General features: G+C 75.4%; 11 protein-coding genes and 1 riboswitch. Of the genes, 7 read left to right on the top strand and 4 right to left on the bottom strand.

Annotation, left to right across the window (positions count from 1 at the left end; all coding sequences use genetic code 11):
• Nucleotides 1–59: 59 nt before the first annotated feature.
• The 6 genes from ACIBQZ_RS29545 (at nucleotide 60) to ACIBQZ_RS29520 (ending at nucleotide 6,681) form a co-directional block, all read left to right on the top strand.
• A complete protein-coding gene (locus ACIBQZ_RS29545; RefSeq protein ID WP_396092077.1) occupies nucleotides 60–1,061 on the top strand; it encodes an NAD-dependent epimerase/dehydratase family protein in 1,002 nt (333 codons plus the stop codon).
• Nucleotides 1,058–1,681 carry a class I SAM-dependent methyltransferase gene (locus ACIBQZ_RS29540; protein ID WP_396092076.1) on the top strand — a complete coding sequence of 208 codons (624 nt, stop codon included), beginning with the start codon at nucleotides 1,058–1,060 and terminating at the stop codon, nucleotides 1,679–1,681. The genes ACIBQZ_RS29545 and ACIBQZ_RS29540 overlap by 4 nt, the downstream gene beginning before the upstream one ends.
• Nucleotides 1,682–1,868: 187 nt before the next feature.
• Entirely contained in the window at nucleotides 1,869–3,461 is a 1,593-nt protein-coding gene (locus tag ACIBQZ_RS29535; RefSeq protein WP_396092075.1) for an IucA/IucC family protein, read from the top strand.
• A complete protein-coding gene (locus ACIBQZ_RS29530) occupies nucleotides 3,458–5,077 on the top strand; it encodes an IucA/IucC family protein (protein WP_396092074.1) in 1,620 nt (539 codons plus the stop codon). Before ACIBQZ_RS29535 ends, ACIBQZ_RS29530 begins: the two co-directional genes overlap by 4 nt.
• Nucleotides 5,064–6,221 (top strand): alanine racemase, encoded by a 1,158-nt coding sequence (locus ACIBQZ_RS29525; protein ID WP_396092073.1) that lies wholly within the window; start codon nucleotides 5,064–5,066, stop codon nucleotides 6,219–6,221. Before ACIBQZ_RS29530 ends, ACIBQZ_RS29525 begins: the two co-directional genes overlap by 14 nt.
• 1 nt (nucleotide 6,222) lies before the next feature.
• Nucleotides 6,223–6,681: an NUDIX hydrolase gene (locus ACIBQZ_RS29520; RefSeq protein ID WP_396092072.1), complete on the top strand. Its 459-nt coding sequence runs from the start codon at nucleotides 6,223–6,225 to the stop codon at nucleotides 6,679–6,681.
• Here the strand turns inward: ACIBQZ_RS29520 and ACIBQZ_RS29515 are convergent.
• The 3 genes from ACIBQZ_RS29515 to ACIBQZ_RS29505 all read right to left on the bottom strand — a co-directional run bounded on the left by ACIBQZ_RS29515 (nucleotide 6,644) and on the right by ACIBQZ_RS29505 (nucleotide 9,257).
• Nucleotides 6,644–7,402 (bottom strand): class I SAM-dependent methyltransferase, encoded by a 759-nt coding sequence (locus tag ACIBQZ_RS29515; RefSeq protein ID WP_396092071.1) that lies wholly within the window; start codon nucleotides 7,400–7,402, stop codon nucleotides 6,644–6,646. The genes ACIBQZ_RS29520 and ACIBQZ_RS29515 overlap by 38 nt on opposite strands.
• Nucleotides 7,399–7,896, bottom strand: a complete 498-nt coding sequence (locus ACIBQZ_RS29510; RefSeq protein WP_396092070.1) for a peptide deformylase — start codon at nucleotides 7,894–7,896, stop codon at nucleotides 7,399–7,401. The genes ACIBQZ_RS29515 and ACIBQZ_RS29510 overlap by 4 nt, the downstream gene beginning before the upstream one ends.
• A 107-nt stretch (nucleotides 7,897–8,003) precedes the next feature.
• Nucleotides 8,004–9,257, bottom strand: a complete 1,254-nt coding sequence (locus ACIBQZ_RS29505; protein WP_396092069.1) for a chorismate-binding protein — start codon at nucleotides 9,255–9,257, stop codon at nucleotides 8,004–8,006.
• Between the two features lie 121 nt (nucleotides 9,258–9,378).
• Between ACIBQZ_RS29505 and ACIBQZ_RS29500 the strand changes: the two genes are divergently transcribed.
• On the top strand, nucleotides 9,379–9,579 hold the full coding sequence (locus ACIBQZ_RS29500; protein WP_212986528.1) for a DUF5999 family protein: 201 nt from the start codon (nucleotides 9,379–9,381) through the stop codon (nucleotides 9,577–9,579).
• 52 nt (nucleotides 9,580–9,631) lie between these two features.
• Here the strand turns inward: ACIBQZ_RS29500 and gcvP are convergent, their stop codons facing one another.
• Entirely contained in the window at nucleotides 9,632–12,433 is a 2,802-nt protein-coding gene (gene gcvP, locus ACIBQZ_RS29495; RefSeq protein ID WP_396092068.1) for an aminomethyl-transferring glycine dehydrogenase, read from the bottom strand.
• A 77-nt stretch (nucleotides 12,434–12,510) separates the two neighbouring features.
• Nucleotides 12,511–12,598, bottom strand: a riboswitch (glycine riboswitch).

The raw sequence follows: 12,598 nt of genomic DNA, 5'->3' as shown, positions 1-12,598 counted from the left end.
TTCCGCTGTCAGCGATCACATCTTCCGCCGGGGGTACGACAAAAGGCATCGTCCAGCAGATGAAGCTGCTCGTGCTCGGAGGAACCGGATTCGTCGGCCCCGCCGTCCTCGGCGAGGCCCACGCCCGCGGCCACCGGATCACCGTCCTCAACCGCGGCCACCAGCCGGCCCCGGCCGGCACCACCGCCCTGACCGGCGACCGCAGCACCCCCGAGGGCCTCACCGCCCTCGCCGGCGGCACCTGGGACGCCGTCATCGACACCTGGTCCGGCCGCCCCACCGCGGTCCGCGACGCCGCCCGCGCCCTGAGCGGACACGCCGGGCACTACACGTACGTCTCCAGCCGCAGCGTCTACGCCGACGGCGCACCCGCCCCGCTGACCGAACACGCCCCGGTCGTCGATGCCACACCGGACTCCACCGACGACACCGACTACGCCAGGGCCAAGCGCGGCGCGGAACTCGCCGCCGAGCAGAACTTCACCGGCACCGTCCTGCACGCCCGCGCCGGCCTGATCCTCGGCCCGCACGAGAACATCGGCCGGCTGCCCTGGTGGCTCACCCGCCTGGCCCGCGGCGGACCGACCCTGGCACCCGGGCCCCGCGACCTGCCCCTGCAGTACATCGACGTCCGCGACCTGGCCACCTGGCTGCTCGACACCGCCGAACAGGGCCGCACCGGCGCCTACAACGTGGTCAGCCCGCCCGGCCACACCACCATGGGCGACCTCCTGGACACCGCGAACGCCGTCACCGGCGGCCACGCCGACCTGCGCTGGACCGACCCGCAGGCGATCCTCGACGCGGGCATCGAACCCTGGACGGAACTGCCGATCTGGATCGCCCCCGGCCCCGACCACGCCTACCTCCACGACGGCGACGTCACCAAGGCCCGGCACGCCGGCCTGGAGAACCGCCCGGTGACCGAGACCGTCGCGGACACCTGGACCTGGCTGCAACAGATCGGCGGCACGGCACCCCAGCGCCCCGACCGCCCCACCGTCGGCCTCGACCCGGCCCGCGAGGCAGCCTTCCTCGCCCACGCCCGGTCAACGCCGTGAACGCCCGCTACGACGCCGTCCTCGACCCGCTGCGCCGGGCCTACGACGCGCGCGCGGCCTGGCGCGACGGGCTCACCAAGGACCCGTGGAAACGCGCGGAGCGGCAGGCGTTCCGCGACCGGCTCACCGCGGGCACGCGGCTGCTGGAGGTCGGCGCCGGCACCGGACACGACAGCGCGTTCTTCCAGCAGGAGGGCCTTGCCGTCGTCGCGGCCGACCTCTCGCCCGCGATGGTGGAGCGTTGCCGGGCCAAGGGCATCGAGGCACACGTCCGCGACTTCCTGCGCCTGGACTTCCCGGCCGGTGCGTTCGACGCGGTGTACGCGATGAACTGCCTGCTGCACGTCCCCGACGGTGACCTGCCCGCCGTCCTCGCCGCGATCCGGGCGGTCCTGCGCCCCGGCGGCCTGTTCTTCCTCGGCGTGTACGGCGACGCCGAGAACAGCGAAGGCATCCTCGCCGACGATCAGCACGAGCCGCCCCGGTTCTTCTCCTGGCGCACCGACGAGCATCTGCTCGCCTTCGCCGCCGCCGCACTCTTCGACGTCGTGGACTTCCACGGCGTCGACACCGGTCACGGCCACCGGTTCCAGTCCCTGACCTTGCGCCGCCCGGCCTGACGATCGACCGCACCCGCCGCGCACCAGCAACCGCCGGCAGAGCCGAAATCAAATCAGGTGGTGTCGTTGATTCCTTTTTGTCCTTGGGTTCGGGGTGCGCCCGTGGCGGAGCGCACCCCGCGTAGAGCGTCCTAGGATGTTAGGGGTGAGCGGGGACCGGCGGGCCGTCTGCCGGAGAATGGGCGCCGTGCCGACTCCGCCGACGAACGTACCGCCATCAAGGCACACGGCCGGTCCCGTCGGCACCCGGGCCGACCTGCGGATCCACCGGCCCGACCTGGTCGCGGGCTACGACGCGGCGCTGCCCGGCGCCCGCGCGGCCATCCTGGCCCGGGTGCTGCACGCCCTGCACCACGAGTCGCTGCCCGGCGTGACCCGCCGGCCACCCGGCGTGGACCTCGCCGACGGCCGCACCCTCACCGCGCCCCCGGCGGCGACCCGCCCCTTCGCCACCCCCGCCCCGGGCCTGACCGCCCACCTCTCCCCCGCACCCGGCCACGGCGACCCGGCCGGCGGACGGCGCCAGGCCCACGACGACCCCGGCACCCTGCTGCGCGCCCTCGACCTGGGCCCGCACACCAACCGCTTCGCCACCGAGGTCGACAACAGCGTCGCCAACCTCGCCCTCGCCCACGCCGCCCGGCCACCCGGACCCCCACCCACCCCGGACGGCCTCGCCGGTGACCCCGACGGCCCCGCCCGCCTGGAGCAGCAGGTCCTCGACGGCCACCCGCTGCACCCCTGCTGCCGCACCCGCGGCGGCATGACCGTCGCCGACGTCCTGGCCTACGCCCCCGAGCACCGCCCGGTCATCCGCCTGCGCCGGCTCGCCGTCCCGCCCGCCCGCTGGTACGGCGACACCCCGCCGCTCCTCTACGCCCACCCCTGGCAGGCCGACCGCCTGCTCGACCGCTACCCGTGGCTCGGCGACGCCGGCCAGACCGGGCCGGTCCGGCCGCTGATGTCGCTGCGCACCGTCGCGCCGCTCTCCGGTGGCGAGCACCTCAAGACCGCCGTCGACATCCAGATGACCTCGGCCGTGCGCACCGTCTCGCCCGCCGCGGTCCACAACGGACCGCGGCTGTCCCGCCTGCTCGCCGGGCTGACCGCCGACCTGCCGCTGACCGTGCTGCGCGAGACCGGCGCGGGCGCGGTGCTCGTCGACGGCGTCCCGCAGCGCCACCTCGCCTACCTGCGCCGCCAGGCCCCGCGGCTCGGGCCGGGCGAGACGGCCCTGCCACTGGGTGCGCTCGCGCCGCTGCTGCCCGGCCTCGCCGCCGACCCGTACGCGTGGTGGCGCGACCTGGCGCGGCTGCTGTTCCCGCCGCTGGTCACCGTGCTGGACCGCGGCGTCGCGTTGGAGGCGCACGGCCAGAACACCCTGCTGGTGCTGCACGGCGCCCGCCCGGTCCGGATCCTCTACCGCGACCTGGGCGGCGTCCGGGTCAGCGCCCGGCGCCTGCACGCCGCCGGCGTCGAGGCGCCCCCGGTCGAGGGTGACCTGCCCACCGACGACCCGGACGCGCTGCGCACCAAGCTCGCCGCCGCCGTGCTGGGCACCGTCGCCGGTCAGCTCATCGCCGTGCTGGCCGGCGCGGGCGCCGAGCCGGGCCGGTTGTGGGCGACGACCGCCGCGGCGATCCGCAGCACCGGCACCGCCGACGCCGCCCGGCTGCTCAGCGATCCGCTGCCGGTCAAGGCGACCACCGCGATGCGCCTGGCCGATCGGCCGCTGGACGACCTCTGGACCCATCTCGACAACCCGATGGCGGGGGCATGACACGCATCCTGACGGCCCGGCGGCTGGCCTTCGCCGCCGCGCACACCGGCGCCGCCCTCGCCGTGCACGCCCCGGAGCTGACCGCGGAGTTCACCGCGGCGCTGCCCGAGGCCGCCGACGTGGTCGGGCGGCGGCTGCGCGGCGCGCTGGTCCGCGAGGGGCTGACCCCGGCCGGGCCGGGCGACCGGATGCACGCGTTCCGCCGGGTCGAGTACCCCGCCGCGGGCGCCGACGACCCCGCCGACCTGCTGCCCGACCGGCTGCCGGGCAACGCCGACGGGTTCGCCGCCGAGCTGCGCAACGCCGTGGTCAACCTGGCCGTCGCGATGGCCCGCCGCGCGCGGGTGCCGGCCGGCGACCCGGACCACGCCGCGGTCGCCGGGGAACGGCTCGCCGTGGCCGGGCACAACCTGCACCCGTGCGGACGGACCCGGCTCGGCTGGGACACCAGCGACGTGCTCGCCCACGACCTGGAGGCCGGCCGGACCCGGCTGGGCTTCGTCGCCGTCCGCGACGAGCTGCACCTGGGCGACGACGTCGGCGCCGCCCTGCGGCAGGTGTACCCGCAGGTGCCGGCGGCCCCGCCGGGCTTCCGGGTGCAGCCGGTGCACGCCTGGCAGCGCGACGCCGTGCTGCCGGTGCGCTACCGCGAGCTGCTCGCCGGCGACGCGCTGCGGATCCTCGACGACGAGCTCGAGGCGATCCCGACCGCCGCGCTGCGGACCCTGCTGCTGCCGGTCGCCGCCGACGGCACCCGCCGCTACGTCAAGGTGTCGCTGGACATCCAGGTCACCTCGACCCGGCGCAGCATCAGCGTCGCCAGCACCCGCAACGGCCCGGCGGTCTCCGCGCTGCTGCACCGGCTGGTCGCCGAGGACCCGGCCGCGGACCGGCTGCTGCTGCTGGCCGAGACCGCCGGCGCGGCCGTGCCGGTGGGCTCCGGGCGGGACCTGGGGGCGATCGTGCGCGACGGGCTCACCGGCCGGCTGCGCCCCGGCGAGCGGGCGGTGCCCGGCGGCGCGCTGCCGTTCGTCGCCGCCGGGCTGGTCGCCGAGTTCGCCGCGAGCACCGGACGGCGCGACGACGCGGGCGCCGCGGCGGCGTTCCTGGACGCGTACGCCCGGCTGGTCCTGCCGCCGCTGCTGCGGCTGACCCTGCGCGGGGTCGCGCTGGAGGCGCACCTGCAGAACTGCCTGCCGACGTTCACCGCCGGGGTGCCGCAGCGCCTGGCGGTGCGCGACTTCGCCGGGCTGCGCCTGCACCCGGGCCGGCTCGCCGCGGCCGGCCACGAGCTGGCGCTCTGGCCCGGTTCGGTGGTCGCCACGACCGACCCGGCCGTGCTCCGCGCCAAGATCGGCTACACGGTGTTCCAGGCGCACCTGGGCGAGCTGGTGATCCGGCTCGGCGAGTCGCACGCGCTGGCCGAGGACGCCGCCTGGCGGATCGTGCGGGCCGTGGTCGACGAGACCTACGCCGGGCCGGGTGCGCCGGCCGCGCAGGACCACGCCGCGTTCACCGCGCCGACCGTGCCGCACAAGGCGCTGGTGCGGATGCGGCTGGCCGGGGCCGGCGACGCGTACCTGCCGGTGGAGAACCCGCTGCATGCGCCCGCCTGAGCGGGTCGCCGCCGCGCTGCGGGCGCTGCCGGCGCCGGTCTGCGCCTACGTCTACGACACGGCGGCGCTGCGCACCCGGGCCGCCGAGGTGCGGGCCGCGCTGCCACCGGCAACCACCCTGCTGTACGCGGTGAAGGCCAACGGGCACCCGGCGGTGGTCCGCACCCTCGCCGGGGTCTGCGACGGCCTGGAGGTCGCCTCAGGCGGTGAGCTGGCGCTGGCGGTCGCGGCCGGCGCCCGCCGGATCGTCTTCGGCGGGCCGGCCAAGACCGACGCCGAGCTGGCCGCCGCCGTGGCCGCGGGCGCGCAGGTCAACGTCGAGAGCGGCCACGAGCTGCGGCGGCTGGACCGGGCCGCCCGGGCGGCCGGCACGGTCGTGGACGCGGCGATCCGGGTCAACCGCGCGGGGGCCGCGCTGCCCGGCAGCCACGCCATGACCGGTACGCCCACCCCGTTCGGCGTCGACGAGCCGGAGCTGGCCCGGGTGCTGGCGCTGCCGCTGACCTCGGTGCGGATCACCGGCTTCCACCTGCACGCGGTGTCGAACAACCTGGACGCCGCCGCGCACGCCCGGTTCGTCGCCGACGCGCTGGACTGGTCGGTGGCCACCGCCGCGCGGCACGGGCTCACCCTGCGGCTGGTCAACACCGGCGGCGGCCTGGGCGTGGACCACCTCGGCACGGCCACCATCGACCTCGCGGCGCTGCGGGCGCGCCTGGCCGGGCTCGCCGTGCCGGCCGGGGTGGACCTGATCGTCGAGCCGGGCCGGATCCTGGCCGCCGACGCCGGCTGGTACGCCGCCGAGGTCATCGACCTCAAGCACACCCACGGCCGCTGGTTCGCGGTGCTGCGCGGCGGCACCCACCACTTCCGGCTGCCCGCCGCCTGGGGCTACAGCCACCCGTTCACCGTGCTGGAGACCGGCACCTGGCCGTACCCGTGGCCGCGCCCGCAGGTCACCGACGTGGCCGTGGACGCGGTCGGCGAGCTGTGCACCCCGCGCGACGTGCTGGCCCGCGACCGGCCGGTGTCCCGGCTGCGGATCGGCGACGTGCTGGTCTTCGGCCGCGCCGGCGCGTACGGCTGGGACATCTCCCACCACGACTTCCTGCGCCACCCGCCGCCGCGCTTCGAGGTGCTCTGACATGGCACCGGTCCACCGCCCCGCCGCCCGGGTCGTCTGCCTGGACGCCGACGACCGGGTGCTGCTGCTGTGCTGGCGCGACCCCGTCGAGCAGAACCTGGTCTGGGAGCCGCCCGGCGGCGGGGTCGAGCCCGGCGAGTCGTTCCTGGCCGCGGCCCGCCGCGAGCTGGCCGAGGAGACCGGCCTGGACCCGGCCGCGGTCCGCGGGCCCTCGGTGACCGTCGACCGCGACACCCGGTGGCGGGGGCGGCGCCTCGTCGGGCCGGAGGCGTTCTTCCTGGCCCGCTACGACACCGCCCGGCCGGCGCTCGGCCGGGCCGGCCTCCTGCCCGACGAGCAGCAGACCCTCACCGGCTACGCCTGGCTGACCCCGGCCGAGCTGGCCACGCTGCCCGGCCTGCAACCGCCGGAGCTGCCGGCGGTCATCCGGCGGCTCGGAACTCCGCCCGCCACCGCCTGATCAGCGGGTCCCCGGCGTCGGTGAGCTCGGCGACCAGCACCGGCGTCAGGCCGGGACCGGCGAACGCGTTGATCTCGGCGCGGGTCAGCGGCCACGGCGGCCCACCGGCGTCCGCGCCCGTGGTCGCGGCCGCGGCTGCGGCTGCGGTGTCGTCGGTGGCCGCGCCGGCACCGGTGGCCGCGGCGGCGTCAGCGGCCACGGCGGTGCCGGTGCCGATGGCCGCGACGGCCACCACCAGCAGGGTGCCGCCCGGGGCGACCAGCGGGCCGACGTTGGCGATCGCCCGGTCCCGGGCCGGCTTCGGCAGCGCCTGCACGTTGTTGCTCTCCACCACCAGGTCGAAGCCGCCGCGCCAGGACGCCGGCGGGTCCAGCAGGTCCGCGACCACGTACTCGACCGGGGAGTCCGGGTGGCGTTCGCGGGCGGTGCGGACCGCGGTGGCGGCGATGTCGAAGCCGGTCGTGACAAAGCCCAGCGCGGCCAGGAACTCCGCGTCGCGGCCCAGCCCGCACCCGACCACCAGGGCGCTGCGGCCACCGCCGACGACCGCGCCGGTGCGGGCCCACTCGATGAGCAGGCTGCTGGGCCGGGGCACGTCCCACGGCACCTCGGCGGTGCCCGCGCCGGCCTCGGCGTACAGCTGCTCGAACCAGCCGGTGGGATCACCGGCCGCGAGCGAGGCCGCGGCCAGCCGGGTGGTGTCCGGCACCGGGCCGGTCACGCCCCGGCCGCCCGGGGCCCGCGGCGCAGCTCGCGCAGCGCCTGCCGGCGCACGTCACCGGTCAGCGTGTCGATGTAGAGCCGCCCGTCCAGGTGGTCGGTCTCGTGCTGCAGCGCCCGGGCCAGCAGCCCGGTCCCGGTGATCGTCACCGGCTCGCCGAACCGGTCGACCCCGGTCGCGGTCACCGCCCAGGCCCGCACCGTCGGATACTCCATGCCGGGCAGCGACAGGCAGCCCTCCTCGTCGTCCTGCTCGCCGTCGAGGTCCGTGAGCACCGGGTTGATCAGGTGCCCGACGACGCCGCCGACGTTGTAGGAGAACGCCCGCAGGCCGACGCCGATCTGCGGCGCGGCCACCCCGGCCCGGCCGGGCTCCCGGACGGAGTCCTCCAGGTCGGTGATCAGGTCGCGCAGGTCGGCGTCGAAGACCACGACGGGCTCCGCCGGGGTACGCAGCACAGGGTCGCCGAACAGGCGGATGGGTCGCACAGTCATAGCCACAACCTAGGCGAAAAGGGCGAGCTGGTCCTCGGCCAGGACCACCCGCAGCTGACAAGAGCTGGTGACACCGGCCGGGGCCACCGCCGCGGCAGCCCCGGCCGCTAAGCCGTGCCGGGGCGGGCGGTTGGTGACATCGGCCGGCCGGCCAGCGCGGCGCGCATCGGTGCCGCCTTCGCCGCGGCCTCGTCGACCTCCGCCTCCGGGTCGCTGTCGATGGTGATGCCGCCGCCGGCCCACAGGTGCACCCGTTCGCCGTCCACGGCCGCCGTGCGGATGCTCAGGCCCAGGTCGACGTGGTCGGTGCCGACCCAGCCCAGCGCGCCCATCGCCACCCCCCGGCCGACCGGCTCCAGCCGGGCGATCACCTCCAGCGCGGCCCGCTTGGGCGCGCCGGTCACCGAGCCGCCCGGGCACAGCGCCCGCAGCAGCTCCGCCAGGCCGACCGGGCGCTCGATCGGCGCGGACACCACCGACTCGGCCTGCCACAGCCCGCACCAGCGGCGCACCGCGAACAGCTCGTCCACCCGGACCGGGCCCACGCCGAGCCGGGCCAGGTCGTTGCGCTCCAGGTCGACGATCATCACGTGCTCGGCGCGTTCCTTCGCCGAGGCCAGCAGCTCCCGGCGGCCCCGGGCGGTGGCCGGGCGGGTGCCCTTGATCGGGCGGGTGATGATCCGGCCACCGCGCACCTCGACCAGCGTCTCCGGCGAGGCCGTGGCGATCGCCCAGCCGGCGCCGCTGAGCACCCCGCCGTACCGGGCGCCGGGCAGCCCGGCCACCCGGGCCAGGGCCGGCCCCGGATCGCCGGTGTACGGCGCCGAGGCGTGCCCCACCACGTTGACCTGATAGACGTCGCCGCGGGCGATGGCGGCCCGGACCGCGGTCACCGCGGCGGCGTGCTCGGCGCGGCTCCAGCTGTCGGAGAACGGACCCAACCGCCATTCGCCGCCGCCATTCGCACACGCTCCCATGACGGAGAGTGACGGTTCGGTCGGGGCTGCATGGCGGTGCACGACGGCCACCACGTCGGGGATGCCGGGGACCGGCGAGGGCGCCCCAGGGGGTCCTCCGGCCATCACCGAACCGGCGGAGGCGGACACGTACAGTGCCGCTCCACAGGGGGTACCCTCGCCGGTCGGGTGGAATTGGTTGGCCGTTCGGCCCATGTCTCGCACCGGCAGTCCGTTGCCGGAGAGGAACGCCGCGACAAGCTCTGCGGGGTCACCACCAGCACCGACCGACCACTCGAAACGGCATGACTCACGGTGACGGCCCTGGCAGGACGCCGGAGAACCCGGTTTCCGACCGCGGCCAGATGTCGGAAAGTGGTCGTCGGTGGCCCTGCCGTGGACCATCAGAAGCGTGGATTCTGTCAAGGGGACGTCGTTACTCACGAGATCCGGATTCGTTCGGATGGGAGTAGTGTTCCGCCCCGTTGATGTGAAGCACGACACAACCCCCTACCGGAGACACCCGATGTGCCAGCACCAGAAGTCCTGCCCCTCTGCCGAAGCCGTCGACCGCGAAGCGGCCCGGATCGTGGCGACCTTCCCCGAGCAGGGTTGGAGCCTGCTCTGCAACGGTGTCATCGTTTTTGAGGACACCGGCGAGCTGTTGCCCGACGGCAGGACGATCGCACCCCACCGCGGACCCGCCGTGCACGCCCTGGCGGCCTGAGCGACCAACGGACGGCGGGCCGACCGGAGACCGGCCGACCCGCGGGAACCGCTCACTCCTCGAACGCCTCCGGCGACGGGCACGAGCAGACCAGGTTCCGGTCACCGTAGGCCCCGTCGATGCGACGCACCGGCGGCCAGTACTTCGCGGTCCGGTCCACCCCGGCCGGGAAACCCGCCAGCGACCGCGGGTACGCGTGCGACCACTCGTCCGCCGTCACCGCCGCCGCCGTGTGCGGGGCGTGGTGCAGCGGGTTGTCGTCGCGGGGCCACTCCCCCGCCGCCACCCGGTCGATCTCGCCCTTGATCGCGATCATCGCGGCGCAGAACCTGTCCAGCTCGGCCAGGTCCTCGCTCTCGGTCGGCTCCACCATCAGCGTGCCGGCCACCGGGAACGACATCGTCGGCGCGTGGAAGCCGTAGTCGATCAGCCGCTTCGCCACGTCGTCGACCGACACGCCGGTCGCCTTGGTCAGCGGTCGCAGGTCCAGGATGCACTCGTGCGCGACCAGGCCCTCGTTGCCCGCGTACAGCACCGGGAAGTGCTCGCGCAGCCGCGCCGCCACGTAGTTGGCCGTCAGCACCGCCACGCCGGTCGCCGCCGCCAGCCCGTCCGGGCCCATCATCCGCAGGTACGCCCACGAGATCGGCAGGATGCCCGCCGAGCCGTGCGCCGCCGCCGACACCGCGTGGTGCTCACCCGGCTCCAGGGGGTCGCCCGGCAGGAACTCCGCCAGGTGCGCGCGCACCGCGACCGGGCCCACGCCGGGACCGCCGCCGCCGTGCGGGATGCAGAACGTCTTGTGCAGGTTCAGGTGCGACACGTCCGCGCCGAACTTGCCCGGCCGGGCGTAGCCGACCAGCGCGTTCAGGTTCGCCCCGTCGACGTACACCTGGCCGCCGGCGTCGTGCACCGCGCCGCACAGCTCCGCGATGCCCTTCTCGTAGACGCCGTGCGTCGACGGGTACGTCACCATGATCGCGGCCAGCGCGTCCGCGTGCTTGGCGATCTTCGCGGCCAGGTCGGCCAGGTCCACGTTGCCGTTGTCGTCGCAGGCCACCACGACCACCCGCATGCCCGCCATGACCGCGCTGGCCGCGTTCGTGCCGTGCGCGCTCGACGGGATCAGGCACACGTCCCGGTGCGTCTCGCCCCGCGAACGGTGGTAACCGCGGATCGCCAGCAGCCCGGCCAGCTCACCCTGCGAGCCCGCGTTCGGCTGCACGCTCACCGCGTCGTAGCCGGTCACCTCGGCCAGCCACTGCTCCAGCTGCGCCACCAGGGCCTCGTAGCCCGCGGTCTGCGACGCCGGCGCGTACGGGTGGATGTTCGCGAACTCCGCCCAGCTCACCGGCTCCATCTCGGTGGTCGCGTTCAGCTTCATCGTGCACGAGCCCAGCGGGATCATGCCCCGGTCCAGCGCGTAGTCGCGGTCCGACAGCTTGCGCAGGTAGCGCAGCATCGCCGTCTCCGAGTGGTGGGTGTGGAACACCGGGTGGGTCAGGTACTCGGTGGTGCGCACCGGCAGCGCGCCCACCGGGAAGCTCCCGCCGGCCGGCACCCCGAAGGCCGCCAGCACCGCGGCCACGTGCGCCTCCGTCGTGGTCTCGTCGCACGCCACCGACACCCGGTCGGCGTCCACCAGCCGCAGGTTGACCCCCGCGCCCTCGGCCGCCGCCACGACCGCCGCGGCCCGGCCCGGCACCACCGCGGTCACCGTGTCGAAGAACGTCCCGCTCACCAGCTCGACGCCGGCCCCGGTCAACGCGCCCGCGATCGTGGACGCCTGCCGGTGGGCGTGCTCGGCGATCCGCCGCAGCCCGGCCGGGCCGTGGTAGACCGCGTACATGCCGGCCATCACCGCCAGCAGGACCTGGGCGGTGCAGATGTTGCTGGTCGCCCGCTCCCGGCGGATGTGCTGCTCGCGGGTCTGCAACGCCAGCCGGTAGGCCGGCGCGCCGGCCGCGTCCCGCGAGACCCCGACCAGGCGCCCGGGCAGCGACCGCTCCAGCCCGGCGCGCACGGCCAGGTAACCGGCGTGCGGGCCACCGAAACCCAGCGGTACGCCGAACCGCTGCGTCGTGCCCGCGGCGATGTCCGCGCCGATCTCCCCCGGCGACCGCAGCAGCGTCAACGCCAGCAGGTCCGCCGCGACCGTCACCAGCGCACCCACCGCGTGCGCGGCCTCCACCAGGCCCGCGTGGTCGCGCACCGCACCGGAAGCGCCCGGATACTGCAGATGCAGCCCGAAGAACTCGGCCGGCAGCGCGTCACCCGCGTCGAGATCCACCAGCTTCAGCTCGATGCCCAGCGGCTCGGCCCGGGTCCGCAGGATCGCCAGCGTCTGCGGCAGCGTGTCCGCGTCCACCACGTACACCTTGCTCTTGCTCTTGCTCGACCGGCGGGCCAGCGTCATCGCCTCGGCGACCGCCGTGCCCTCGTCCAGCATCGAGGCGTTCGCCGTGGTCAACCCGGTCAGGTCGGTCACCATCGTCTGGAAGTTCAGCAGCGCCTCCAGCCGGCCCTGGCTGATCTCCGGCTGGTACGGCGTGTACGCCGTGTACCAGGCCGGGTTCTCCAGCACGTTGCGCCGGATCACCGCCGGGGTGATGGTGCCGTAGTAGCCCAGCCCGATCATCGAGGTGGCGACCGTGTTGCGCCCCGCGATCTCGCGCAGCTCCGCGATCGCCTCCTCCTCGGAGGCCGCCGCCGGCAGGTTCAGCGTCCCGTGCCAGCGGATCACCTCGGGGATCGCGGCGTCCATCAGCGCGTCCAGCGACGCGTACCCGATCGCCTTGAGCATCTGGGTCTGCGCGTCGGCATCCGGGCCGATGTGGCGGTCAGCGAACGTCATGGCAGCTCCTGCGGGGAGAAAGAGGTCGACGGAGGCAACCTCCCCCTCTGTCATACCCACCGGGCACTCCAGAGCAGCCTGCCCACGCGGTCCTTTTGCCTGAGAGGTTCCGGGGAGGATTTGCCCCTTCGGCGCCACCGGGATGGTCTCTCCCGCGCGGGTGTA

Source organism: Actinoplanes sp. NPDC049599 (genome assembly GCF_044465625.1).
In the GTDB taxonomy this organism is placed as follows: domain Bacteria; phylum Actinomycetota; class Actinomycetes; order Mycobacteriales; family Micromonosporaceae; genus Actinoplanes.
This window is presented reverse-complemented; position numbering and strand designations above follow the sequence as displayed.

What these genes read in the sequence shown, in the direction of transcription:
- ACIBQZ_RS29520 (WP_396092072.1), top strand. Translation starts at nt 6,223, where the DNA reads ATGGCACCGGTCCACCGCCCCGCCGCCCGGGTCGTCTGCCTGGACGCC.
- ACIBQZ_RS29530 (WP_396092074.1), top strand. Translation starts at nt 3,458, where the DNA reads ATGACACGCATCCTGACGGCCCGGCGGCTGGCCTTCGCCGCCGCGCAC.
- ACIBQZ_RS29545 (WP_396092077.1), top strand. Translation starts at nt 60, where the DNA reads ATGAAGCTGCTCGTGCTCGGAGGAACCGGATTCGTCGGCCCCGCCGTC.
- ACIBQZ_RS29505 (WP_396092069.1), bottom strand. Translation starts at nt 9,257, where the DNA reads ATGGTCCACGGCAGGGCCACCGACGACCACTTTCCGACATCTGGCCGC.
- ACIBQZ_RS29525 (WP_396092073.1), top strand. Translation starts at nt 5,064, where the DNA reads ATGCGCCCGCCTGAGCGGGTCGCCGCCGCGCTGCGGGCGCTGCCGGCG.
- gcvP (WP_396092068.1), bottom strand. Translation starts at nt 12,433, where the DNA reads ATGACGTTCGCTGACCGCCACATCGGCCCGGATGCCGACGCGCAGACC.
- ACIBQZ_RS29500 (WP_212986528.1), top strand. Translation starts at nt 9,379, where the DNA reads ATGTGCCAGCACCAGAAGTCCTGCCCCTCTGCCGAAGCCGTCGACCGC.
- ACIBQZ_RS29510 (WP_396092070.1), bottom strand. Translation starts at nt 7,896, where the DNA reads ATGACTGTGCGACCCATCCGCCTGTTCGGCGACCCTGTGCTGCGTACC.